The following is a 24857-nucleotide window of genomic DNA, read 5'->3' as shown; positions in this document are numbered from 1 at the left end:
TAGGCGGAACAGGGTAAGCCCGTACTGCTGCCCACTGGGCAGGCCGACCGCGAGGGGAGCTGCTGGTGGTGCGGGTAAAGGAATGCGGAGAAAGCGAAGGCCTGTCTGTAACGGATGGGATACGGGCTGCAACATCGCCCGACGCGAAAGCGGGCAGACTTCCGCGCGGTCATTCATGGTGAGAGAAACTTGACAAATCGTTATACGAGGGAAAGCAGATGACGGCCCACGGCACGAAAGTGTCGTGGCGCTGGTGCGCCCTTGCACGCTGCCCGGATGTGGGACCAGGCGAACTGGCCACACATCGAAGCAGAGGTGAGACGACTTCAGTTGCGTATCACCAAGGCAGTTCGGGAAAACCGATGGGGCAAGGTGAAAGCCTTGCAACGTCTATTGACCCGCTCGCATGTCGGCAAGATGTTGGCCGTCAGGCGTGTGACGGAAAATCGCGGCAAGAGAACGCCGGGGGTGGACGGCAAGATCTGGTCATCACCGGCGGCCAGATGGAAGGGGATGTTGTCGTTACAGCATCGCGGCTATCGTGCGATGCAAGCTTTATGGAAGCTCGCACTGGAACCGATTGCAGAGAGCTTGGCGGACCTGAATTCCTATGGCTTCCGGCCCGAACGCTCGACCGCCGATGCCATCGAACAGTGCTTCAACGTCTTGGCCAAGCGCGTATCACCAAGATGGATTCTGGAGGGTGACATACGGGGCTGTTTCGACAACTTCAGTCACTCCTGGTTTCTGCAGCATATACCGAATTGGTAAAGGACTTGCCCGGCCAGCGGGACACCAGCGCAGATGCGATCATGGGCTGCTGACCACGCATGCGCCAAGGAGGAAATCATGGACACGATCGCCCGCATCGGCGTTGACCTCGCCAAGAACGTCATCCAGATCCACGCGGTCGACGCGGCCGATCGCGTCGTCACCCGCAGGGCAATTGCACGAAACCGACTTCTGAGCTGGTTCGCCAATCTCAACCCCTGCCTGGTCGCCATGGAAGCCTGCAGCGCCGCTCATTACTGGGCTCGTAAACTCCGCGCACTCGGACATGAGGTTCGTCTGATTCCACCACAGTTCGTCGCGCCCTACCGCAAGGGCGGCGCCCGCGTAAAGAATGATGCGCGCGACGCCGAAGCCATCTGCGAAGCTGCCGGCCGACCTAATATGCGCTTCGTGCCCGTCAAGTCACCAACTCAGCAGAGCGTGCTCGTGCTTCACCGTATGCGTACCGGCTATGTCGAGGAGCGTACCGCGCTCATCAACCGGTTGCGGGGACTGCTTGCCGAGTTCGGCCTGTTCTTCCCTCAACGTATCAACCAGTTGCACAAATATTTCGTCGACTCCGTCGAAGACGCCAGCAATGAACTCGCCGGACCCGCACGTGAGGCCCTCATGCGCGCCTGGGAGAAGTGGCATGCACTCGATGAGGAGATCGCCTGGTTCGACCGAAAAATCGCCGAGCACGCCAATCAGGATATCGAGGCAAAACGGTGTATGGAAATGTGTGGCATCGGACCCCTCACTGCATCCGCCACGGTTGCAACCTTGGTCGACGCGCACCAGTTCCGCAATGGTCGCCAGCTCGCGGCCTGGATTGGCATCGTGCCCAAACAGAACAGCAGCGGCGGCAGACAACGGCTGGGCCGTATCACGAAACAGGGCAACGACTACCTACGTACCCTGCTGGTCCTGGGCGCACGATCAGCCATTGCCGCCGCCGCCCGACGCGACGACCGGCTCTCACGCTGGATTCTCCAACTGCAGGCCCGCATCGGCTACCAGAAGACACTCGTCGCCATTGCCAACAAGCATGCCCGTATTCTGTGGGCAATTCTCGTGAAAGGCGAAAAATTTGATCCATCCCACGCGCCCGCCCGTCCCCGTCCGACGGCGGGCGCGTGAACCACATCCAGCATCATACTGAATACCACTTCCAACACAGGACGCAACAGGCAACGATAGCGACAGGTCAGACCGGCAGCAGGCGAACTCGATCATCCATCAGGCACTACAGGCACTGTATTCGCCGCATCCCGAATGGAGTCCTGCTGCGCGGTTACTATCCGGGCCCGGGCGTAGCAATCACATCGTCCAGCAAGGCTGATGGTATGGACTCCCGCCCCCTCCGGGGCGCACACTGCCGGAGCCACTTTCGGGAGATTCGATATGCCTACGCTCACCATCGGTCTTGATATCGCGAAAAACGTGTTCCAGGTTTATGGCGTCGATCGTGCCGGCAAACCGGTCGTACAGCGGAAGCTGCGCCGCGCTGAGGTACTAAAGTTCTTCTCAAAGCTGGAGCCGAGTCTGATAGGTATCGAAGCGTGTCACGGTTCCCACTACTGGGCTCGTGAATTGACAATCCTTGGACACACGGTACGTCTCCTGCCAACACAGTATGTAAAACCATTCCGAGTCGGCGGAAAGAACGATGCGAATGATGCGGCAGCTATTTGCGCAGCTGTTTCTCGGCCCGGCATTCACCCGGTGCCCATCAAGAGCGCCGAGCAGCAGTCGCTACAGTCGATTCACCGCATGCGCGAGCGACTCATTCACGAACGAACGGCGAAGTCGAACCAGATCCGCAGCATGTTTGCCGAAGAGGGATTCATCTTCCCGATAGGCATTCCCCGGTTAAGACAGGGTATCGTCGCACTCGTCAACAATCTTGATGCCCGGATCACGCTCCTGCTGCGACGCCTGGGATCGATGTACCTCGAACAGCTCGCGGCCCTTCAACAATGGGTCGATCAACTCACTAACGAGATAGCCGAAATATTCAAACGCAACGAGGGTTGCCGGCGACTTGCTACGGTTCCTGGCATCGGCCCGCTAGTAGCGACCGCGTTGTTTAGCAGCGTTGGTGGAGATCCGTCGCAGTTCAAGAACGGACGACAGTTCGCGGCATGGTTGGGACTGACGCCGACACAACGATCGAGCGGCGGCAAGGCGAAGTTGGGGGGCATTACAAAACGCGGCGACACCTATCTCCGGACCTTGCTTGTACAAGGTGCGCGCGCAGTGATGCGTTTCGTGAATCGCCGCGACGACCGGCATAGTCGATGGATCAAAGCTGTGATGCAACGCCGACACATGAGTGTCGCGGCAATCGCTCTAGCGAACAAGACGGCGCGAATCGCCTGGGCCATATTGACGAGCAACGATAGCTTTAAGGTGGCGTAGTAATCTTTACTATCTCAGTACTTTTACCCTCTTCGCGATTGCGCAAGAAGCGGCAAGCATGGCGAACCGGTCGGACCGGCGCTTGCAGATCCTGATATATCCGGCGGCTGCATTACGAAGCCAGAAGGCCGATGAGGGGCAAGCGCGCAAACTTCCATGATGGCTCGTGCTGATAGTAAGCACATCAAAAGCCGAATGTACGGACGCAGTCGAGACCTTCAAATTGCAAACCGATCTTGCTCATAGGCGGGAGTCCATGTACGTTTATAGGTGCGCAGTCTGTCCCACCGCTACACCCCAATATGTCCCGATGACTCAGGAGATGCACTATAGACCAGTACAAACCTCTTCAATATCTCTTGTGAAAATGGGCAAGTCCTTATAGATGGATAAGGCAGTTCTGCGCAAATGGCTTGAAGCCGGATATATCGATGAAGGAACCCTGTTCGAGTCGCGGGCTGGTACACCCCAAGGCGGTATCATCTCACCCGTGATCGCGAATATGGCGCTGGATGGGCTGGAAGCTGCGGTTCATGCGAGTGTGGGGACACACAGACTTGCCCGCACCAGAGCCCAGCTCAATGTCATACGTTATGCCGATGACTTCGTGGTGACGGGCATCTCGAAAGAGGTGCTCGAATCGCAGGTACTTCCTGCGGTCAGGCAGTTCATGGCCGCTCGCGGTCTGGAACTCTCGGAAGAGAAGACCAGGATCACGCATATATCGGAGGGTTTCGATTTCCTTGGCCAGAACGTGCGCAAGTACGATGGCAAACTGCTGACCAAGCCAGCGAAGAAAAGCATCAAATCGCTGGTGGACAAGGTCAGGGGAATCATCAAAGGTAACGCAAGCACCACGCAGGAAGACTTGATTCATAAGCTCAACCCGGTTATCCGTGGGTGGGCCATGTATCATCGACACAGCGTGGCGAAAGCCACCTTCTCATTGGTAGACTCTCACATCTGGCGACTGCTCTGGCGGTGGGCGCTGCGCAGGCATCCCTCCAAAGGAGCTCAGTGGGTAAAAGACAGGTACTTCCGCTCGGACGGGCGCAGGTCCTGGGTCTTCGCTACGAAAGGATCCGCCGACAGCAATACCGACGGCGTTCGCCTCTTCCATTCGAATATGGTCGCGATCACGCGACATACCAAGATCCGGGCACAGGCCAACCCGTTTGATTCGATGTGGGATGCCTACTTTGCTCGCCGACGAACCGCAAAACGTTCCGCCGGCCTGCCCGGTGCCACCCCATGGTGCTGAAGAATGGCTTGAGCCGGATGCAGGGTGATCTGCTTGTCCGGTTCTTAGGGGGCCATGGCGCAGCAATGCGTCATGGCTACCCGACAACACTGGCCATCCTCACATCCGCTGTGTCTCGCGCTACGCGCGGTGGTCTTCTGAAATTCGACCTCGTCGATCACGCGACAAACTCATCTCCGGCACCTCGAATTGTTCGCGACGTAACAATAGGCAGTGAAGCTATGAAAAATTCGCATGCCTATGGTGAGCATCGTAAACGACCTACTCCTTGAAATCGCGTGCGGCAAAAGCCTGATCGAACTGCCGGGCACGCTGCGCTTCGTCGCTGTGCAGATAGGCGCGTCGTCGAGATCGACGAATGGCGTAGATTGTCCCGCACCATGATCAGCTCGGCGCCTCGCACCAGCGCATGTGCCTGCGTGTGTCGCATCCAGTGCGGGCTCGCGCGGCGCAGCTTCTCGGCCGTCCCAGGCCGCTCGTCCTGAATCGCGTTGGCCACCAGCGCAAAGAACCGCCTCAGCACGCGCCAGAGCCGCGTGGTTTCGATGCCGACGTCGTCCTCCTCGATGCTTGCGACAAGCGGCGTCACCGGATTCCAGCGCGCGGGTGTGACGGGAGGCCCCGCTGCACGAGATACTGGTCGAGTGCCGTCTGTGCAAGCGGCGGCAACGCCACCTTGCCGCGCTTGCCACCTTTGCCGAGCACGTGCAAGCCAGTGATCGCAGTGTTCGTCCCCACGAATGTCGGCGAGCGTCGCGCCAACGTGCTCGCTGGCGCGCAGGCCAATTGCATAGCCGAAGTCCAGCAGGAACCGTATTCGCTGGGCGGCCGGTTCGCTCCAGGCATGGGACCATTCGAGGCCGTCGGCAACCGTGCGGATCAACAGCCACTCGCCCTCGGAGAAGCCGCGCGACACGTCCAGGCCTTGCCTGCGGCGCGTGGCTCTTGACCTTGACGCCAGCGAACGGATTCGCAAGCGCGTACGGCTCGACCAGCCAGCGAAACAGCGCCGACAGGACATTTACTCATTTACTGCGTACGCCGGCCGATCGGGGCGAGAGCGCGTCGGCACATTTATCTTGCCCTGCGCCGGCGCGCAGAGAATGCGGTGCGCTTTCGTTGGTGTGTTTTCCTACAACTCGGGGGCCAAATTGCCAAGGATCTGGCGTCGAGAGGCGTCAAGGTCCGGTCCTCTGGGCGCTCGGCGACTTGACGCCGTCGCGATGGCGATGAAGTCCGTCGGGACAGACGCCCAAGCCATCCATCTTGACGTCAACAGACGGGGCGACATCTATTGCGGCGGCAGCCAGGTAGAAGAAGCGTCCCTCGGAAACCTCGACGTGCCGATCAACAAGCGGGAAGTGGGCATCCAGCCACGCCGAGGTGCACCGTTGAAGGATAATTCGGGCGCGTCAGGTCAGCGGTGAATTCATCGACAATATGCGCATCGTGTTCGAGATGAACATGTTCGGCGTCCTTGCAGTCATGCGAGCAACGCTAGTCTTCCTTCTTGAGGCAAATGCCGTAAGAATCATCGACGTCTCGAAGCGCGCGGCCTCCCGCACCATGAAAGTTGATCGTCCCAGCCTGTGGCACGACAACACTGTCGTCGTCGCGCCGCCGCCGAAGTGCGTCTTCGCCGTTCTCGCGCGCATCGCTTTCACTCACATAGACCTGCGTACTGAACGCAACCAACTTGAATCCACCCGATCCCTGGTCTCGTGGAATCGTGATGCCCCAATGCCAGCCGCCTTCCTGCTCGAAGACGTGAAGGGTCGACCGACCTGACCAGCCGTATTTGGCCCAAGCCATAGTGTTCTCTAGGGTTTCCAAGTGCTTCAAACGCTGAAGCGTTAGCGCGCCTCAATGTGCGGCGAGAGAATGTGGTGTTTCCCGCCGCCGTCCGTGGATCGGATCGTAGTCCGGCACTTAAACACGCTGAAAATTTAATGGGAGCCCAACATGCGAAATTGAGGCCTCGAGTCGTCGGTGAGGCTTGAAGAATCTCACGGATAAGTGTCGCGCAAATTACACCATTGTGTCGGCCCGCCTTGGACCAAGTAACATACGCTGCCTGGCAAGAATCGACAGGCCGTTGTTGGCGATCCCTGAGGTCGACGGGTTTCCGAGCGCTAGTCAAGCCTTACTCGGACTCTCACGAGATCGCGGACCGCGCCTAGGCATAATGAAGTCGCGGCTCAACTCAGGTCCGCCGATCGTGCGCGAAGGCCATTCGATTGAAGTCGGTTTACCGCCTCCTCTCTAATGCTATTCGCAAACCGCCGGAGCGCATCCAGTGAGCCGTAAACGCTCTTGTATTCTTCGCAGCCGATGCGACCGTCAAGGACGATCAACATGCCCGACTCGCGCGCCTTTCGTTCCAAGTCCATCGCTTTCCCCTTCATTGCCGATTGTCCATCACCCGTCCTGAATCAGCCGCCGCAACCGCCCGCATTGTCGGCCGCGGAGGTGCGGGAGGAAATACCGACCACGATCCGTCACCGTGTTGGAAGAAGAAGATTGCCACGGTATGTCGCGAACCAATACGCTCTGCGCGAACGCATCGCAGTGAACTGGCATTAGCGTACCGTAGTCGCGTCAGGGCTACCGGTGAACACGCCGTAGGCGCGAGCCATTTCGTGACAATCGCGCGCAGAGAGCTTCCGGTGATGTCCATCTCACACTCCTCACGAACCATATGTAAAGGATACGTGGTATGCCTGGTATTTCAACAGGGGTTTACCTTTATTCGAGGTACCTTGACCTGCACCGAGGGTTTTGGCTGGGCCGGGGACCCCGAGCCCGCTATGTGTTCAATTACGCCGGTCGAGGTGCCTTCTATATACCAATCATTGAGTGGCCCGATTGCCCGGGCTCACGCACTGGCTCGAACACGCCGATCCGGGAATGACTCGAATATGCCGTTCAGTGACACGAGGGCAACGCGAAGATCGCCGCACTGCCGCCGGTTCGGCGTGGTCCCGCAAGGGGCCGACCGGAATCGAGCTAGCGCGGAGCAAGTGCGATCTGTCTGACGCTCTCCAGCTTCCCTCCGAGGGCTAACGGGCGCTGACGTCGTTCCACTTACAGTAATCTCTGAAAGCTACAAACAGGTAGTGCGCCGTCTCGAAAACATTAGCCTTGCCTGCACGAGAAATTCGTTGCTGGCCTGTCGCTGCTAAATCTCCACTCTTCTCCTTGAGCGTTGCACTAGTTCAGCGACCGACGATCGCTCTTCAGGTGGAGAATTGATATTCCGGTCGGCTCGTCGATGTGCTCCGATCAGTTCGTCGAGCGGTGCTGCCTGAAGCTGAGTATCGTAGAGCGCCAGCAGCCGGGCGGTAGGCTCACCGCGTGGGCACCCAAGCGGTACCTGGCCCCAACGTTGCGCGCCATGGCAAGCTCGCTCAACCTGAGATCCGCTTTGGAATAATCTGCCAGATTTCCGTCGCCGTAGCCTGCGACAAACAGATAGAACGACACAAACAACGTGCGCACGATCGTTCCCAAATGAAACGCGGACCCGTATTCATTCGCAAAGCACTGAAACATAGATGGTTGCGGAGCGATGGATCAATAAACCCAGCAGCGGGGAGGCGAGCATGCGTGGTTGGCCTGATGTTTGTGACGCGAAATGCCATGTCAATTAGTTAAATCTCAACTTCCGGATAGTCATGCTGCCAATTTGAATCGAAGGCGAGGGACGCCGAATAAAATATACTTCCACGATCCAAGCTTGGCGCCGGATCGCGTACGCATCCAAGGTAGTTGAGACCCGCTGCGGAATCTGGGTACGCGCAGCGAAATTGCGCCGCCTTCATTCCAGGAACAGCATATGAGCCTCTCGACTCATACATCTATCGCCTACCCCGTATTACCGGCCACCGTGCGCGAAGTCGCTGTGCTTTGCGACACTGCACGCGTATCGCGCGCGACTGGACTACCCGAAAACGTCAAAGCGTGCACAGGATACTCGCCTCTTCGGTTGTCGTCAGTAGACGATTTTCGGCTCTCCCGGTGAAGTGCAGTTTGCATGCGGCGAACGGGCTCTCGAGCTCTGCCCGCGCGTCGCTCTCGCAGTAACAGATGTGCGCCGTAACGCGCAGACACGGAACCGCTCGATTGCGCCGCCTCCATTCAGTTGTAGCCGAGAATTGCAACGTGCGAGACATCGGCCCGTTCATTCACAACGCTCACCAGCATCGATGTCGGACTTTGTAACAACGAAGCATAGAGTGAAACCTGCTTCCCTTTGGCAGGTCGCGTAGACACCGGTTTCGTCTGGGTCGGCGCGGCCACTTCGTTTAGCGAAATCATGTGTTTGAGTTGCTGATGGTTGGACTGAAAAGCCGGGGCAACAATATCGTCAAACGGTGTTGCGCCGATGAAGTTATGCGTGTTCATCCAATCGTAGCCTGAATTCCGGCACGCCCATACCCAACGTCGTTGCGGTCCCATGCGGCTTACTCCTTATGTTCCGGCTCTCTTGAGTTGACCAGGCGACGATCGACGGAGAGCCAGGGTGTGCTGGGTCGTCGATCACCATGGACGATAGTTCCCGCGCTGCAGTACGCGCCCAGTCATTCATACAGTCATCGATCGACCCTTACCGCTTTGTCCGCGGCAAGTCAGTACAGACACCTTCGTACAGCTCGGCGGCCATGCCGATCGATTCGCCGAGCGTCGGGTGCGGATGGATCGTCTTGCCGATGTCGGTCGCATCCGCGCCCATTTCCACCGCGAGGCAGACTTCGCTGATCAGGTCGCCCGCATTCAGGCCGACAATGCCCCCGCCAATCACACGATGCGTTTCTTCGTCGAAGATCAGCTTCGTGAAGCCCTCGTCGCGGCCGTTGGCGATCGCGCGGCCCGACGCGGCCCACGGGAATACCGCCTTGCCGTACTTGATGCCTTCGGCCTTGCACTGGTCTTCCGTCTTGCCCGCCCACGCCACTTCCGGATCGGTGTAGGCCACCGACGGAATCTGCAGCGCGTCGAAGTACGCCTTTTCGCCGTGCGCCGCTTCCGCCGCGACGTGGCCTTCATGCACGGCCTTGTGCGCAAGCATCGGCTGACCGACGATATCGCCGATCGCGAAGATGTGCGGCACGTTGGTGCGCTGCTGCCTGTCGACTTCGATGGAGCCTCGATCCGTCACGGCCACGCCTGCCTTGTCCGCGCCGATCTTCTTGCCGTTCGGGCTGCGGCCCACGGCGACGAGCACGAGGTCGTAGCGTTGCGACTCGGCGGGCGCCTTCTCGCCTTCGAACGACACATAGATGCCGTCCGGCTTCGCTTCGGCGGCCGTGGTCTTCGTCTTCAGCATGACGTTGGTGAAACGCTGGCTGTTGAACTTCTCCCAGACCTTCACGAGATCGCGGTCCGCGCCCAGCATCAGGCCGTCGAGCATCTCGACGACGTCGATCTGCGCGCCGAGCGTCGCATAGACGGTTGCCATTTCCAGCCCGATGATGCCGCCGCCGATCACGAGCATGCGCTTCGGAATCTGGGGCAGTTCGAGCGCGCCCGTCGAATCGACGACGCGCGGATCTTCCGGAATGAACGGCAGCTTCACGGCTTGCGAGCCGGCCGCGATGATCGCCTGCTTGAAGCGGACCACCTTCTTGCCGCTCTCGCCCTGCACTTCCATATGATGCGGATCGACGAACGTGCCGACGCCCGTGACGACTTCGACCTTGCGCGCCTTCGCCATGCCGGCGAGACCGCCCGTCAGCTTCTTGACGACGCCCGACTTGAAGTCGCGCAGCTTGTCGAGGTCGATCTGTGGCTTGCCGAACGAAATGCCGTGCGCGGCGAGTTCGTCCACTTCGTCCATGACGAGCGCGGTGTGCAAGAGCGCCTTCGACGGAATGCAGCCGACATTCAGACACACGCCGCCGAGCGTCGGATAGCGTTCGACGAGCACGGTCTTCATGCCAAGGTCGGCCGAGCGGAACGCGGCCGAGTAACCGCCGGGGCCCGCGCCGAGCACGAGCATGTCGCACTCGATGTCGGCGCTGCCGCTGAAGCTGCCGGCTTGCGGCGCGGCGGTTTTCGAAACTTCGGCGGCCGTCGGTGCCTCGGCCTTCGGCGCGGACGCGGCTAAGCCTTCCGAAGCCTCGACCAGCGCGATCACAGTGCCTTGCGAAGCCTTGTCGCCCGCCTTGATCTTCACTTCCCTGACGGTGCCCGCGACGTCGCTGGGCACTTCCATCGTGGCCTTGTCCGACTCGAGCGTGAGCAGCGTCTGTTCTTTCTCGATGACGTCACCGGCCTTGATGTTGACGTCGATAACCTCGATGTCCTTGAAGTCGCCGATGTCGGGCACCTTTACATCAATAAGCGTCATTTATTGGTTTCTTCCCTGCGGTTGTACCGGGGCGGTGCGGGTCAAAGCGATACCCGTCGATAGTCAGCCAGAATTGTGGCGAGATAGGCATTGAAGCGGCCAGCCTCTGCGCCATCAATGACGCGGTGATCCCATGAAAGCGACAGGGGCAGCATGAGGCGCGGCACGAACTGCTTGCCGTCCCACACCGGCTTCATCGCGCTGCGGGACAGGCCCAGGATCGCGACCTCAGGCGCATTGATGATCGGCGTGAAGTTCGTGCCGCCGATGCCGCCGAGCGACGAGATCGAGAAGCAGCCGCCTTGCATCTGATCGGGCTTGAGCTTGCCCTCGCGAGCGAGCTTCGACAGCTCCGCCATTTCCTTCGCGATATCGACGAGACCCTTCTTGTCCGCATCGCGGATCACGGGCACGACGAGACCGTTCGGCGTATCGGCGGCAAACCCGACGTGGTAGTACTGCTTGAACACGAGGTTGTCGCCATCGAGGCTCGCATTGAACGTCGGGAATTTCTTGAGCGCCGCGACGACGGCCTTGATCACGAACGCAAGCATCGTGAACTTCACGCCCGCCTTTTCGTGTTCCTTGTTCAGTTGCACGCGCAGCGCTTCGAGGTCGGTGATGTCCGCTTCGTCGTTGTTCGTGACATGCGGAATCATCACCCAGTTGCGATGCAGGTTCGCGCCGGAAATCTTCTTGATGCGCGACAGCGGCTTCGGATCGATCGGGCCGAACTTCGTGAAGTCGATCTTCGGCCACGGCAGCAGGCCGAGTTCGCCGCCACCCGCGGCAGCCGGCGCGGCAGCCCCAGCGGGCGCCGCGCGCTGGCCCGTCATCACGCCCTTGACGAACACGGTGACGTCGTCCTGCGTAATGCGTCTCTTCGGACCCGTGCCTTGCACGCGCGACACGTCGACGCCCAGTTCGCGCGCGAACTTGCGCACCGACGGCGAAGCATGGCTTGATCCGCTCAGCCCACCCCCCTTCTCCGGGATCACAGCCGCTGGCGCAGGGGCGGAAGGGCGGCCTGCAGGTTCGCGCAGGTCATTAGCAATGGGTGAACCGTAGTGGAGCCCGGACTTCGCCTCCGAGCCCATCTCACTGGCTACCGCCTGCGCCACCGCATCTTGCGGCTCCATAAGCAGGATGACGGAGCCTTCCGACACCGCATCGCCGACCGTGAGCTTTATTTCCCGAACGACGCCGGCAAAAGGACTCGGCACGTCCATGGTGGCCTTGTCCGACTCCAAGGTAACCAGCGATTGCTCCTCTCGTACTACATCACCGGGGGCAACCAGCACCTCGATGACTGGGACGCCCTTGTAGTCGCCGATATCGGGCACCTTAATCTCGGTTACATGCACTTCAGTAATCTCCCAATCGCGGTCCAACGCGAGAGCAAATCGTTGCGTAGTGTTTCTCGCGGATGCATCAACGCCGGGACAGGCAGCAGGCGCCGGGCTGTCCGAAGTCCTAGCCATCTCGACTACCGATCGACGTCGCGCGAATTCATCAGCATGTCCGTCAGTCCCGCGCCCGCTCGAACCATAGGCCAGACGTTCTCGGACGGATCGATGGCAAAGTCCATGAATACCGTACGGTGCTTCATGGCAAGTGCTTCGCGCAGCACCGGCTCGACATCGCATGGTCGCTCGATGCGAAAGCCGACATGCCCGTAAGCGAGGGCGAGTGCGACAAAGTCAGGCAACGCGTCCATGTACGAGTGGGAGTAACGGTCGCGATAATTCACATGCTGCAGTTGCCTCACCATCCCCAGGTAGCCGTTGTTGAGGGAAACGATTTTCACCCCGAGGTCATACTGCTTGCAGGTCGACAACTCCTGGATGCACATCTGGATCGAGCCGTCCCCAGTTACTGCGACCACATCCGCGCCGGGAAACGCGCGTTTGACGCCCATTGCATAAGGCAATCCGACGCCCATCGTTCCGAGGCCCCCCGAACTGATCCATCGACGAGGTTTGTTGAATCCATACAACTGCGCGGCCCACATCTGGTGCTGTCCGACGTCGGAACAAATATAGGCATCGCCTCCAGTGGCTTCCCAAAGCCGTTGGATGACAAACTGTGGCTTGATCACATCAGCGTCCGGCTCGTAGGCGAGGCAGCGCTTCTCACGCCAGTTCTCTATCTCTCTCCACCAGTCGTTGCGATTTCTGTCGTTGATACGGTGTGCCCGGAGCTGCTCCAGTATCCCGTTCGCCGCGGTCTTCACGTCTCCCACGATCGGTATGTCAACCTGCACCCGCTTGTCGATGGTCGCGGGGTCGATATCAACATGAATAATCGTCCTTCGATCTGACCGGAAGTCTGCTGTATTTCCAATGACCCGATCATCGAATCTCGCACCGAGCGCAATCAGTACGTCGCAATGCTGCATCGCCATGTTGGCTTCGTATGTTCCATGCAGTCCTGGCATCCCGAGGCACCGCCTGTCCGAAGCCGGAAAGGCGCCAAGCGCCATCAAGGTGTTCGTCACCGGGGCATCGAGTCGACGCACGAGTTCCGCAATCTCCTCGTTTGCAGCCGATGCAACCGCTCCACCACCGACCAGAATGCATGGCCTTTCTGAGCGCGCGAGCGCTTCAGCGGCCCGACGCATCTGTCCGGTATGAGGATCCATGCGTGGACGGTAGGAGCGCAGAGTGACGGAATCAGGAACGCGCAATGGCGTCTTCGCCTGAAGCACGTCTTTGGGAATATCCACCAGTACAGGTCCCGGGCGTCCGGTGCGGGCAATATGAAATGCGCTTTTCAGCGTCTTCGCCAGTTGCGAGGCATCCAGAACCAGAAAGTTATGCTTGACGACTGAGCGTGTAATGCCGACGGCATCACACTCCTGAAACGAATCGGTTCCGATAGAGTGTGTGGATACGTTGCCGGAGATCACCACCATCGGGATGGAATCGAAATAGGCAGTCGCAATGCCCGTCACTGCGTTTGTCACGCCCGGCCCCGATGTCACCAGCGCTACCCCGACCTTTCCCGTTGCGCGCGCAAAGCCATCCGCCGCGTGCACGGCGGCCTGTTCATGGCGAACCAGCAAATGGGTGATATCGACGGTTTCCTGGAGCGCGTCGTAAAGCGGTAGGACGGCGCCGCCTGGATATCCCCAAACCGTCTCCACGCCCTCTCCACGCAAGACGGACAAGACAATCTGTGCTCCCGATGCATGGCCGTCCATGCCGGAAGGACTCGAAGCGCCGGCTTTCGCAATCTGTTGGATCTCAGCACCTGCAATCTTCATTATTAGCTCCCGGTGGTGCTTATCTGTCACCGTTGCCACGGCGCGGCCCGTTGACCGTCATGCGTGCCATAACGACCAGCGGCCTGCCTGACGATCTCGACGGGAACTGCCCCGTCGTCCGCGAGTGCTTTCAGCGCAGCAATCGCGATCGAATGCCGGTCAACTTCGAAGAAGGCTCGCAATGCCGCACGGGTGTCACTGCGTCCAAAGCCATCGGTGCCAAGCGTCACATAGCGCCGCGGCACATACGCACGAATGAGTTCGGGAACGGCACGCACATAGTCTGTCGCTGCCACCACGGGCCCTTGAGAACGCGACAACGCAGACGTCACATATGGAGCGGGACCGCGAACCTCGTCGAACAAACGATCGGTGCGTTCGGACGCGACACCGTCCCGGTGCAGCTCCGTAAAGCTGGTGACGCTCCAAACAGACGCTTCGATTTTCCAGTCTTCCTTCAGGAGGCGCGCCGCGGCCTGCACTTCGCCCAAAATCGCCCCCGAGCCAAGCAACTGGACCTTAGCCCGATCACGCAAATTCGCGTCGAGCGGATACATGCCCTTGAGCACACCTTCACGCACGCTTTCGGTGGGTGCATCGGGAAGCGAAGGCTGGGCATAGTTCTCGTTCGTCACCGTCAGGTAATAGAACACATCGCGCTGACGTTCGATCATCTCGCGCATGCCTTCGTCAACGATCATGGCTACCTCGTACGCGAATGCGGGATCATAGGCACGGCAGTTGGGTACCGTCGAAGCCGCCAGGTGGCTCGTGCCGTCCTGATGCTGCAAACCCTCGCCGCCGAGCGTCGTCTTGCCCGCCGTCGCACCTATCAGGAAGCCGCGCGCACGCTGGTCGGCCGCAGCCCAGATCAGATCGCCGATGCGCTGAAAACCGAACATCGAGTAGTAGATGTAGAACGGGAGCATGGGCAGATCGTGCACGCTGTATGACGTGGCCGCGGCGACCCACGACGACACAGCGCCCGCCTCCGAAATGCCCTCTTCGAGTATCTGCCCACCCGTATCTTCCCGGTAGTACAGCATTGAGCCCATATCTTCGGGCTCGTACAGTTGTCCGAGCGGCGAATAGATCCCTACCTGCCGGAACAGGTTCGCCATACCGAACGTCCGTGCCTCATCGGCGACCACGGGAACAACACGAGGGCCGAGCGACGCGTCTTTCAGAAGGCTCCCGAGCATCCGCACGAACGCCATCGTGGTCGACATCTCCTTGCCGCCGGCTTCGAGGGCGAATTGCCCCCATGCCGACAACGTCGGGACAGGCAGCGTTTGCGACGCGGCTGTCCTTCTGCGGGGCAGATACCCGCCGAGCGCTTCGCGCCGGGCATGCAGGTACCGCATTTCTGGACTGTTGTCCGCCGGCCTGTAGAACCGCAGCTTCTCGACGTCCTCGTCGGAAATGGGCAAGCGAAACCGGTCGCGAAACGCCTTCAGCTGTTCGACGTCGAGCTTCTTCTGCTGGTGCGTGGTCATCCGGCCCTGGCCGATTGAGCCCATGCCGAAGCCCTTCATTGTCTTCGCGAGAATCACCGTGGGCTGCCCTGCATGTTTCAGTGCCCTGTCGTACGCGGCATACAGCTTGCGCACGTCATGGCCGCCCCGGCGCAGGCGGTCGATGTCGTCGTTGCTAAGATGCGCGGCAAGCGAAGCCAGTTCCTCGTTCTGTCCGAAGAAGCGCTCGCTGTTGTATGCGCCGTCGTTAGCCGAGAAAGTCTGAAACTGTCCATCAACGGTGTGTGCAAATGCGCGCAACAACGCGCCAGTGCGATCGCGCGCAAAAAGGGCATCCCAGTCGGAACCCCAAACCACCTTGATCACGTTCCAGCCTGCGCCCGTGAACTGCGCCTCAAGCTCATCAATGATCCGGCCGTTGCTTCGGACCGGGCCATCGAGCCGCTGCAGATTGCAGTTGATGACGAAGACGAGATTGTCGAGCCCTTCCCGGGCCGCGAGCGACAACGCACCAATCGATTCGGGCTCGTCCATCTCGCCGTCACCAAAGAAGCCCCATACCTTTCTGCCCTCTGTCTTGAGCAAATCGCGGTTCTGCAGGTACCGCATGAAGCGCGCCTGGTAGATCGAGCTGATAGGGCCGATGCCCATCGATCCCGTTGGAAACTGCCAGAAATCAGGCATCAGCCACGGATGCGGATACGAGCACAAGCCCGGACCCGCTATCTCGCGGCGATAGTGCTCCAGATGCCGTTCGCTCAGGAAACCTTCCAGGTATGCGCGCGCATACACGCCTGGCGACGAATGGGGCTGGAAATAGACGAGGTCACCACCATGTGCATCGTTCGCACCACGAAAGAAATGGTTGAACCCGACCTCGAAGAGATCCGCTGCCGATGCGTAGCTCGCAATATGTCCCCCGAGTTCGCCGTAAGCCCGGTTCGCTCGCACCACCATCGCGAGCGCATTCCAGCGTAATGCTGCGGCGAGTCGCTCTTCAGTATCGACGTCACCTGGAAACGGCGGCTGCTGGTCGACCGGGATGGTGTTCGTATAGGGCGTGACATTTGCACGCGCCGTTGCAATACCGCTCGACAATGCGTGCGCGGCCAGGCGGTCGAAAAGATACTGGGCGCGCTCAAGTCCAACATGCTCCACCACGCCATCCAGTGCGGCGATCCATTCGGCAGTCTCCTGCGGATCGTTGTCAATGCGGGTTTGAGTGAGGGCGAGAACGGGTTGAACACCGTTCGATAAATCGGTCATGGCGACTCCAGGGTAAACAGTGAGATTCGATACTCGCGCGGGTTGAATTGGGCAGTTCGATCATGTCAGAAGAGCTTAGCTATCTCTTCCCAGAATGTGCGTCTCTTTTGCTGGTAGTTTTCAGTTCAGATAGGGTATAAATTCTGGATTTGAGCCTTCGCATGAGATTCCCATACTATGACGTCCGAAACAAAGATCCCGAACCGCCGCCTGGACCGAACAGATATCGCAATCTTGCGCCAGTTGCAGGACAACGCACGCATTACGAATGCTGAGCTAGCACGCGCAGTTAACCTGTCATCCACTCCGTGCTTCAATCGCGTACGCGCACTTGAAAAGCTCGGCTTGTTCCGGCAGCACGTCACCCTTCTCGACGCCGGCGCGCTCGGGTTACGCATCAACGTCTTCATTCAGGTCAGACTCGAGCAGCAGGTCGAAGACGCGCTGTGCGTGTTCGAGAAGGAGATCGCGGATCGACCGGAGGTAATGGAGTGCTATCTGATGACAGGCGATGCCGACTATCTGCTGCGGGTTGTCGTGCCTGACATGCAAAGCCTTGAACACTTCATTGTGCAATGGCTGACAAAGATACCGGGCGTATCGAACATCCGCTCCAGCTTTGCTCTCAAGCAGGTGCGATACAAGACGGCGTTGCCGCTGCCGATCGCGGGCCTGACTCTCTCGGAGAGTAGCGACGTACCTCAGGAATGGGCTTAACGAATGTGGGCCGCGGATCTCCCCTCTTCAGCCCGTCGCGGCCGACGGGGCGCGCGTTAAAGGCACACCGCTAACGTGGCACAATGTCATTCTTCTCTCATTTCCGACCGTCACAGAGGTCGTTTAGCGTCGACGGTGTAGCCGTCTCCTGCCGGCTAGAACCATGTTGTTGACAGCGTTGACGGCGTACCCGCCTTCTTCATTTTCTTCAGCCGCGCATTGGTTAGATCAAAGCCAATCTTCGGCCTGACGATAGGACGGACCATCGGTCTTTTCAGGATCGCCCCGCCCCACCGTTGCCGCGTCCGATAGCTTAAGATCTGTGTCGCTGACCGTGCAGGGGTTGCGGTAATGTCCGGTCACCCCTCCTTCGCAAACGCTGCTTTTACCATAGCATTACCTCTCTGTGGGCGTATCTCCACGGCCGCTCATTCGCAACCGACGACGTTCTCGCCACTCTTAACGATCCTGTCGTCAGTCAGTAATCAGGCTCCCGATGAATCCGCACGGCTACGCGCGTATTTGCGCGAGAAGAGAATGGCGCGTACGTCCTTAAGGACTCTACGGTTCACACACGCTTCTGTGCGCCGTACTGTAGCTACATCAATCGTAGCGAGACCGTGTCAAGCGGACGCTCATAATGCGCTTCCTCTTTGTAGCCGTGGGAAGTCGCGACAATGACCGCATTCGCCGCACGCGACACCACGCCTGCATGTAGCAACCGTTTCAGGCCACTGAGTGCCGCCACACTTGATAGTTCAAGGTAAAGGCCTGCGCGAGCCAACTCCATCTGGTCTTCCCGGACTTGCGTCTCGGCGACCGCGACCGCCGCTCCACCAGTCATCTTCAACGCTTCCATTGCCTGAAACGTGACCGTTCCTCCCCCGATCGAAACAAGCGCCGAAGTTCCGGCGAACGTCTCCCGCATGTCGACGCCTGCAATAACACACGTGATACGCGGGAATGGCTCGACCGCATGCACCTTCGGCAACACCGTCAGCAGCCCCGCTTTGCGCAGGTCTGCATAGCCCTGAGCGATACCCCATATGATGTCTCCCCGAGCCGTCGGCACAACAACGTCCGTCGGCTGATTAGCGCCCGACTGTGCAAACAGTTCATATGCGATCGCCCGATATCCATCGACGCCGAACGGATTACTGCCCACTGGAGGCGTCAAGTAGTTGGTCACTGGATACCATGCGCCCGAACGCGTCTTCTCAGCCACGAGCCGCCACCGCTCGTCACTCGTCGCAGTAGCGATGATTTGCGCTCCGTGCATTTCGGCGGCGCGACGCCAATTTGCGCTCATGTCGGGCGTCGTTACAATCACGCAGTCGAGACCGGCGCTCGCGGCATAAGCGGCCAACGATACGCCGGCATTACCGCTCGATGCAGCAGCAACAGTAGTCAAGCCGACTTCCTTAGCGCGATGCACGACAAAAGCGCTCATTCTATCTTTGTGCGAGCCCGTCGGATTAGCTCCCTCGCATTTTGCGGATAAGCAGGCGATACCGATACGCTGCTCAAGGGAGGGCAATCGAACGAGGGGAGTCTCCCCCTCACCGAGGACCGGCTCGCCGGAATACGCAAGCCAGTTTTTCCAATGCTCGGAAGTGAACATTGCGTCGTCGTACGCCGGTGCGACGCTGGCTGGCCAGCCGCCGGATAAGCAATTAGGACATCCCTCGAAGTAGTCTCCTATCGGAAAGATGCGACCGCATCGGATGCAACGCATGCCCATCATGTACAAGCTGCGTCGGGCCAGACACTGTGTCATTTTCGAGCTGCTCCCTCGACATCCTGCATGAGCGTGTAGAGACAATCGCCCCGTTTTGTCAGAGTCGGAAAGCGCCGGCAGGCAACCAGGCCAGATGTACCAAAGGTCAAGCTGATCGGCGGGTCAGTCGGACGTTCGATCGAGTGCAGATAGCCGGCATGCTGTCCCGCCGTCACTTCTTGGCCTGGTGTCGCCGCCGGCTCGAACAACCCATCCGATTCCGCGTAGAGAAAACCGTCCCGCCCTCCCACCATCATGCGAGTCTGTTGCGGTTGCGCGAGGGTACGGTCAGCGCGAATTCCGATATGATCGAGTAGACGCAGGACTGCGAAGCGGGCCAGTTCCTTGCCGTAGGACCGTAGCATCGCCCCGCCCCCGAGTTCCGCGGTGATCACGGGCACGCCCAACGGCTCCGCGGTAGCTGGCAGCGTGGTGTTCCCGCCGCCACCCTTGCCATCGGTGATATAGCTGATCGGCGCGCCGAACACCCGCAGCATTTCCATCTGCCGATCATCCAGTTGCTTGTCGGCGCAAGGTCGAATTAGGGCACAGGGAACATAATCGAGCGAACGCCCGCCCGAATGGAGATCGACCACAAGGTCCGCCATCGGCAGCATGGCCGTCGTCACGTAATGAGCAATCATCTGAGTTGCCGTCCCGTGGGCCTCACCCGGATACAATCGGTTCAGATTGCCTTCGTCGAGTGGCGAAACTCGGCGGCCCGCCTCGACTGCGGGAAAATTAAGCGCCGGAAGGATAATGATGCGACCGGTGATGGCCGACGGATCGAGACTACGAGCAAGCTCTAGGAGTGCAATTTGCCCCTCATACTCGTCGCCGTGAGTGCCTGCAATCAACACGGCAGTAGGGCCATCCCCGTTCTTGATGCAGACGACCGGAATCGGGATCCAGCCGTAGGCCGAGAGGTCGCTAGAAATCGGCAGCCGGAGCGATCCGGTCTGTTTCCCATCGCGATTGAAATCGACGGGCGTCCAAATGCGTGTAGTCGTTGACATTTCTCTTAAATTAAACAATCGATTTAAAGGATAACCGGAAGCGTTTCCGGTGATAGCGCACTTAGGAATTCGACGTCCTTGTCGCCCACATAGATCACTTCTTCGAACTGAAATACGGCCCCGTCTTTCTCGAGCTTGGGCTCGATATGGAGAATCATCCCGGGATGGATCATTTGGTGGTCCGTAGCCGACAGTGATGGAGGCTCGGTGACGTCCAGACCGCCGCCGTGCCCGATTCGCGTGACGCCCGCGTAGATGTCTCCGAGTTGCAATTCGCTCCAACGGCTTTCGAATTTCCTGAAGACGTCGGCGCACGTCATGCCAGCATGCACCGTTCGACAAAGTTCGTGTGTCAAGCTCCGCACCGCGGTATAGGCGTCGCGTTCCCATCGCGCCGGCTCACCCGCACGCGCTATTCGGTTGCGGTCTGCCGGGTAACCTCCATATGTCGCACGAAAATCGGTCCACACATAGTGGCCAGCTTCCAGACGTCGCGTTCCCGCTGGGCGACCATAGGCGAAATCTCCTTTACTGAAAAGCATCGCGATCTGATCTGCGGTCTCCGCACCGTTGAGAAAGACCTGCGCTTGCACGAGCTGGCAAAGCTCATACTCAGGCATACCGATGTACGCTTGTGCGATCGCGGCGTCGAAAGCTTCGTTGACAATCGCGAATGCAGTTCGCTTAAGATCCGCTTCGAACCGGCTTTTAATCATACGGACGCGCCACAACGCCGGCCCAGCGCTTTGAACCTTTCCACCAGCGGACAAATCACGTAGCGCATCAACAAGCTCGAGCGAGCCGCGACCAAAGAAATCCTGGCCGTAATCGATCGCGATACGAGGCGTGAGACCGGTGAACGACTTACGGATGATCTCGGCGATCAAAACCACGCCCTCAACCAGGTACCCGTTGTAGAACTGGGTAGTGAAATTCCGATGCTCGAGTCCCACGCCCTTTGTTTCGATGATGCTTGCGACGAGCTGGAGTTCGTTAGCAGTAACGATAACAAATACGGGGCGCGCCTTATACATCCACCCCAACGTGTGGTAATCGGTGAAGTACTCTATGTTCTTTTGGTCGGAAAGAACGATGATGTCCAATCCATCGCGTTCCATCTCGTGCCGGATCCTTTCGAGTCGGGTGTCGAGTTCAGCGGCCGGAACTTTCGGGGCCGGGGGAAGGGGATGTGTAAGCAGATTTACGCTTTTTTCACTCACAGGGTGCTCCTCGGAGTCTGGCCCCGTATCGGCATGGCCAATGAGACAAGGTATACCCAGTATGACAGCCGACTCGCGACATGTCAACTTCGAACGGCGGTGGCCGGCGCGACGATGGGGCGCTCGCGGCGGAAACCGCGCAGGATCGAGAAGCGTTCCTGCACACAAGTTGGAGATGCCCTATAGCCGTCGTGGTATGGAGAATGACGAACATTCAGTATTCCGTGAGCTCCAGCTACGGACCGAGTGCAGGCTTGGTGGCCGCTGGGGCAAGTTGTCTCCAATTGGCCATGCTGCGACCGCCTGAATATTAACGAACCCGAATGCGTTCGTTGTAGACTACCGAGCAGAGCACCCCTACGAGCGCCGACCTGCAAAAAGGCGTGTCTCAGTCTCGAGCCGCTGTCACATCTAGCGTTTCCTTTTCGACGGCTCACCGACGCGACTCGTGCCGATTACGGACCTCGAGCCGAAGGGGGAGCGCGACGGCGCGACCTCTCCATCTGAGGGGATCGCCTTTGTCCCCGACGGTTTCGGCTATTTCCTAACGCCTCTATTACTTCCCGAAGTTCCAAGACTCAGTGACCCGAGTCGAGTTTTGTCCGATTATCGACTGCAGCAAAGTCAGTATCCGGAACGCCGTCGCAAATTCACGATAGCCCGATGTCGAAGCCAACGGCGCTCACGGGTTATATGGCTATAAACTCCAGGAGGTTCAGAACTTGTGACGGACCCCGACCACTGCCACGACCTGATTAGGCGTAGATGAAGCCGTGGTAAACGCGAGATTGGCGACGGCCGGACGGCCAGTCGAATCGGTTCCCGATGCGTGTTGATAGATTACATCGGCATAGAAGTCGGTGCGTTTGGACAGCAGGTAGTCGACGCCGACCACACCTTGGTGATACCGGGCATCGTTCACTCCGTAGCCCTTGGTGTAGTTGTAGGCTATCCCCGCCAAGAATTGCGGGCTTAGTTGATAACGGAAGTTCACCTCTGCGTTGTGAAATTTCGCATCCCCGCCTGCTCCTGTCGCAGGCAGACCCGGCAAGGCGCCGATGTCTTGAAATTGGACATTGCTGTACACAGCGCCAACCGTTGCCGCGCCGATCTTGTATGTCGCGCCAGCAATAAAGATCTGCTGTCGCTTTGCAGACGCGTAGCCGGAATAAACACGGCTCCCGGTCATGTTCGAGCCGCTTGTGCTAGCACTCGGCGTGTTTCCGAACAGTGAATAGTTCGGATCCTGCGCACGCTCAAACCCTACGCCTGCAGAGAGCGGACCCTGGGTGTAGTTAGCACCCACCGACCATATCTGGTTACGATTGAAGTCCCCCGCGACACCGCCCAAACTGTACAGCCCGCCGAACGTGAAACCACCGTAGGAAACACTGTTGAACTTGATTGCGTTGTTGATTCGATTGCCGCCATTAAGGTTATCGAGATCGCCAGGGTGGGCCGCATAATATGGCGCGAACTGATTCGCGGCCTCATACATCCAGACATAGTCCTGGAATGAGTCATATTGACGGCCGATGATCACGGTGCCGAAGCGACTCGACGAAAGACCAACAAAGGCCTGCCGGCCAAACTCGGCGCCACCCTGAGCCAATTTCCCCGTGTAAATGTTGAAGCCATTCTCCAAAACGAACAGAGCTTTAAGGCCACCGCCTAGGTCTTCGGTGCCGCGCAACCCCCAACGGTCACCCTGCAAGTTGCCTGCGGCCATCTGATATTGGTGGCTACCACCGGCGTTATTGGTGTAAGAGATCCCGGCGTCGATTAGACCGTATAGCGTGACCGAGCTCTGAGCATGTGCCGTCGTGACGAGGGCAAGCGAGGCAACCGATGAAATCAAGGTCTTTTTCATTTCAAATCGCTTTGTTCCATTAGATAAGAAGAGACTTTCTCTGCCCTCGATGATTATTTTTGTATGGCATGTATCGCCTTATGCATTCACAAGATCGCGTCTGGTTCCGACGGAGGGTGCAGGTTATTCTTTCCCACCCGACGTCCACCGCAGCGGTGCGGGTTCAACGTTGAGCGTCTCGCCCTGCTTGACACTTTGCCAATAATACTTGGTATACCTGGCATTCTGTAATTGTGGTAATCCCGCATCAACGTACTGGCCTCGACGGATGACGACCGGCAATTCACGCGATCAGCATCTGTCGTTGCTGCCTTAAAGCGCATAGTCGGGTTTGTCGGAGACGACTGGGTCAGCCATGCGAATATATGTGGCTTAATGCCTAGTAGTGCGGATTAGCCTCAGCGGCGGTACAACCTCGCCTTTCTAGTTGTCGACTCGACCAACCCGCCCGCCCGGCTATCACTATTTGCTGACTTCGGCATTCCAGAAAACGGGCCACCCGATTTTTGGAACACCGGTCATCTTGCGGTTCGCTGCAGCAAGCCACGCGAACGAGCCGACCTTGTAGTAGGGCAACTGTTCCCAGACGAGCTTCTGCACCTGAGCAAACGCTTGCTCGCGCTGCTTCTCGTCAGTTGCGCTGAGAAAAGCGTTCAAGATTTTAGTCCGCTCGGGCGTGTCCCAGCCTATGGGCGAGGACGAGTCGTAGGAGCTATACGTTGCCGGCTCTGCGTTGAAAAACGAGTGAGTGACGTAGATGTCCCAGAGCTTCGGGTTCCCGCGACGCTGTGTGAGCGTCGCCCAATCGACCACGTCGAGTTGAACCTTGAAGCCGGCCTCTTCGAGGCACGCCTTCGCCACTTCCGCCATCTGGTAGTGGAACTCGTACTGGTGCGAGGTCAGAATGCGCAGCGGCGCGCCATCGTAGCCTCCCTCCTTGAGGAGCTTGGCCGCTTTCTGTGGATCGTGCTGGTTGTAGACCTGCGCGCCTTCCTCGTTGTGCCAGCCGTAACTCTTCGGGTAGAGCGCGGCATCCAGGTTGTAGAATTTTTTGTCGCCGAAAGCCGCCTGCAGCATATCTGCCGGGCACAACGCCGCGGCAACAGCCTGGCGAAGCTTCAGATGGCTCATCGGGCCGGCTCGCAGGTTGAACGCAAAAAATGGCCAGCCGAGATCCGGGAGAAGGACTGGCGCGGATTTGCCGCTTTTTTGAAGCCGATCGTATGCTTCGATCGGAAGACCGTCGGCATAGTCGTACTGTCCAGCAACGGCACCCTCGACGCGCGTATTGTTGTCGGGGACCGGAATGAAATCGATCTCGCTCGGGAGCTGTTTACGCTCGCCGAACGTCCCATCGGCAGGTTCCTTGCGCGAGACATACCCCTTGAAGCGGACAAGCTTGATGTATTGATCAGCTTTGTGTTCCGCGAGACTATAAGGGCCGGTGCC

15 protein-coding genes and 2 pseudogenes are annotated in these 24857 nt (G+C 58.9%); 6 read left to right on the top strand and 11 right to left on the bottom strand.

Features of this window, described 5'->3' with window-relative positions; genetic code table 11:
- The first annotated feature begins 330 nt into the window (after window positions 1-330).
- The 4 genes from BMW76_RS37140 to BMW76_RS37125 all read left to right on the top strand — a co-directional run bounded on the left by BMW76_RS37140 (window position 331) and on the right by BMW76_RS37125 (window position 4453).
- Window positions 331-771, top strand: a complete 441-nt coding sequence (locus BMW76_RS37140) for a reverse transcriptase N-terminal domain-containing protein (RefSeq protein ID WP_407669076.1) — start codon at window positions 331-333, stop codon at window positions 769-771.
- Window positions 772-849: 78 nt separating this feature from the next.
- A complete protein-coding gene (locus tag BMW76_RS37135) occupies window positions 850-1911 on the top strand; it encodes an IS110 family RNA-guided transposase (RefSeq protein WP_090873749.1) in 1062 nt (353 codons plus the stop codon).
- Between the two features lie 264 nt (window positions 1912-2175).
- Complete coding sequence (locus BMW76_RS37130; RefSeq protein WP_090873748.1) at window positions 2176-3192, top strand: IS110 family RNA-guided transposase; 1017 nt, start codon at window positions 2176-2178, stop codon at window positions 3190-3192.
- A gap of 385 nt (window positions 3193-3577) precedes the next feature.
- The gene (locus BMW76_RS37125; RefSeq protein ID WP_090873747.1) at window positions 3578-4453 is read left to right on the top strand and encodes a group II intron maturase-specific domain-containing protein; all 876 of its coding nucleotides are present in this window, start codon (window positions 3578-3580) and stop codon (window positions 4451-4453) included.
- A gap of 261 nt (window positions 4454-4714) precedes the next feature.
- Here the strand turns inward: BMW76_RS37125 and BMW76_RS37120 are convergent.
- Window positions 4715-5478 (bottom strand): annotated as a pseudogene (locus BMW76_RS37120) (tyrosine-type recombinase/integrase); the annotation flags it as partial.
- A gap of 415 nt (window positions 5479-5893) precedes the next feature.
- Here BMW76_RS37120 and BMW76_RS41520 point away from each other — a divergent pair.
- The gene (locus tag BMW76_RS41520; protein ID WP_177200611.1) at window positions 5894-6241 is read left to right on the top strand and encodes a hypothetical protein; all 348 of its coding nucleotides are present in this window, start codon (window positions 5894-5896) and stop codon (window positions 6239-6241) included.
- Between the two features lie 2349 nt (window positions 6242-8590).
- On the opposite strand, the gene BMW76_RS37090 is transcribed toward BMW76_RS41520, so the two are convergent.
- The 5 genes and pseudogenes from BMW76_RS37090 to mdeB form a co-directional block, all read right to left on the bottom strand.
- Window positions 8591-8857, bottom strand: coding sequence for a hypothetical protein (locus tag BMW76_RS37090; RefSeq protein ID WP_090873744.1), 267 nt, complete (start codon window positions 8855-8857; stop codon window positions 8591-8593).
- A 202-nt stretch (window positions 8858-9059) separates the two neighbouring features.
- Complete coding sequence (gene lpdA, locus BMW76_RS37085) at window positions 9060-10802, bottom strand: dihydrolipoyl dehydrogenase (protein WP_090873743.1); 1743 nt, start codon at window positions 10800-10802, stop codon at window positions 9060-9062.
- Window positions 10803-10843: 41 nt separating this feature from the next.
- Window positions 10844-12151: pseudogene (aceF, locus tag BMW76_RS37080) on the bottom strand (dihydrolipoyllysine-residue acetyltransferase); the annotation flags it as partial.
- A 137-nt stretch (window positions 12152-12288) separates the two neighbouring features.
- Window positions 12289-14067, bottom strand: a complete 1779-nt coding sequence (gene ilvB, locus BMW76_RS37075) for a biosynthetic-type acetolactate synthase large subunit (protein ID WP_090873742.1) — start codon at window positions 14065-14067, stop codon at window positions 12289-12291.
- A gap of 26 nt (window positions 14068-14093) precedes the next feature.
- Complete coding sequence (mdeB, locus tag BMW76_RS37070) at window positions 14094-16808, bottom strand: alpha-ketoglutarate dehydrogenase (protein WP_090873741.1); 2715 nt, start codon at window positions 16806-16808, stop codon at window positions 14094-14096.
- A gap of 177 nt (window positions 16809-16985) precedes the next feature.
- Here mdeB and BMW76_RS37065 point away from each other — a divergent pair, with 177 nt between their 5' ends.
- Window positions 16986-17525, top strand: coding sequence for an Lrp/AsnC family transcriptional regulator (locus BMW76_RS37065; RefSeq protein WP_090873740.1), 540 nt, complete (start codon window positions 16986-16988; stop codon window positions 17523-17525).
- A 598-nt stretch (window positions 17526-18123) separates the two neighbouring features.
- On the opposite strand, the gene BMW76_RS37060 is transcribed toward BMW76_RS37065, so the two are convergent.
- The 5 genes from BMW76_RS37060 to BMW76_RS37040 form a co-directional block, all read right to left on the bottom strand.
- Window positions 18124-19146: a threonine synthase gene (locus BMW76_RS37060; protein WP_245763549.1), complete on the bottom strand. Its 1023-nt coding sequence runs from the start codon at window positions 19144-19146 to the stop codon at window positions 18124-18126.
- 152 nt (window positions 19147-19298) lie between these two features.
- Window positions 19299-20318 carry a succinylglutamate desuccinylase/aspartoacylase family protein gene (locus BMW76_RS37055; RefSeq protein ID WP_090873738.1) on the bottom strand — a complete coding sequence of 340 codons (1020 nt, stop codon included), beginning with the start codon at window positions 20316-20318 and terminating at the stop codon, window positions 19299-19301.
- Between the two features lie 23 nt (window positions 20319-20341).
- Entirely contained in the window at window positions 20342-21538 is a 1197-nt protein-coding gene (locus BMW76_RS37050) for a M24 family metallopeptidase (protein ID WP_281248593.1), read from the bottom strand.
- A gap of 715 nt (window positions 21539-22253) precedes the next feature.
- Entirely contained in the window at window positions 22254-23408 is a 1155-nt protein-coding gene (locus tag BMW76_RS37045) for a porin (RefSeq protein WP_090873736.1), read from the bottom strand.
- A gap of 462 nt (window positions 23409-23870) precedes the next feature.
- Window positions 23871-24857, bottom strand: a 987-nt coding sequence (locus tag BMW76_RS37040) for an ABC transporter substrate-binding protein (protein ID WP_245763548.1), incomplete at its 5' end; no start/stop codon positions are given.

This window comes from Paraburkholderia diazotrophica, assembly GCF_900108945.1.
In the GTDB taxonomy this organism is placed as follows: Bacteria; Pseudomonadota; Gammaproteobacteria; order Burkholderiales; family Burkholderiaceae; genus Paraburkholderia; species Paraburkholderia diazotrophica.
This window is presented reverse-complemented; position numbering and strand designations above follow the sequence as displayed.

Excerpts from the sequence above, each read along its gene's own strand:
- BMW76_RS41520 (WP_177200611.1), top strand. The coding sequence starts at position 5,894 with ATGCGCATCGTGTTCGAGATGAACATGTTCGGCGTCCTTGCAGTCATG.
- BMW76_RS37065 (WP_090873740.1), top strand. The coding sequence starts at position 16,986 with ATGACGTCCGAAACAAAGATCCCGAACCGCCGCCTGGACCGAACAGAT.
- lpdA (WP_090873743.1), bottom strand. The coding sequence starts at position 10,802 with ATGACGCTTATTGATGTAAAGGTGCCCGACATCGGCGACTTCAAGGAC.
- BMW76_RS37090 (WP_090873744.1), bottom strand. The coding sequence starts at position 8,857 with ATGAACACGCATAACTTCATCGGCGCAACACCGTTTGACGATATTGTT.
- BMW76_RS37125 (WP_090873747.1), top strand. The coding sequence starts at position 3,578 with ATGGATAAGGCAGTTCTGCGCAAATGGCTTGAAGCCGGATATATCGAT.
- ilvB (WP_090873742.1), bottom strand. The coding sequence starts at position 14,067 with ATGAAGATTGCAGGTGCTGAGATCCAACAGATTGCGAAAGCCGGCGCT.
- BMW76_RS37045 (WP_090873736.1), bottom strand. The coding sequence starts at position 23,408 with ATGAAAAAGACCTTGATTTCATCGGTTGCCTCGCTTGCCCTCGTCACG.
- BMW76_RS37060 (WP_245763549.1), bottom strand. The coding sequence starts at position 19,146 with ATGTTCACTTCCGAGCATTGGAAAAACTGGCTTGCGTATTCCGGCGAG.
- BMW76_RS37130 (WP_090873748.1), top strand. The coding sequence starts at position 2,176 with ATGCCTACGCTCACCATCGGTCTTGATATCGCGAAAAACGTGTTCCAG.
- BMW76_RS37135 (WP_090873749.1), top strand. The coding sequence starts at position 850 with ATGGACACGATCGCCCGCATCGGCGTTGACCTCGCCAAGAACGTCATC.
- BMW76_RS37055 (WP_090873738.1), bottom strand. The coding sequence starts at position 20,318 with ATGTCAACGACTACACGCATTTGGACGCCCGTCGATTTCAATCGCGAT.
- mdeB (WP_090873741.1), bottom strand. The coding sequence starts at position 16,808 with ATGACCGATTTATCGAACGGTGTTCAACCCGTTCTCGCCCTCACTCAA.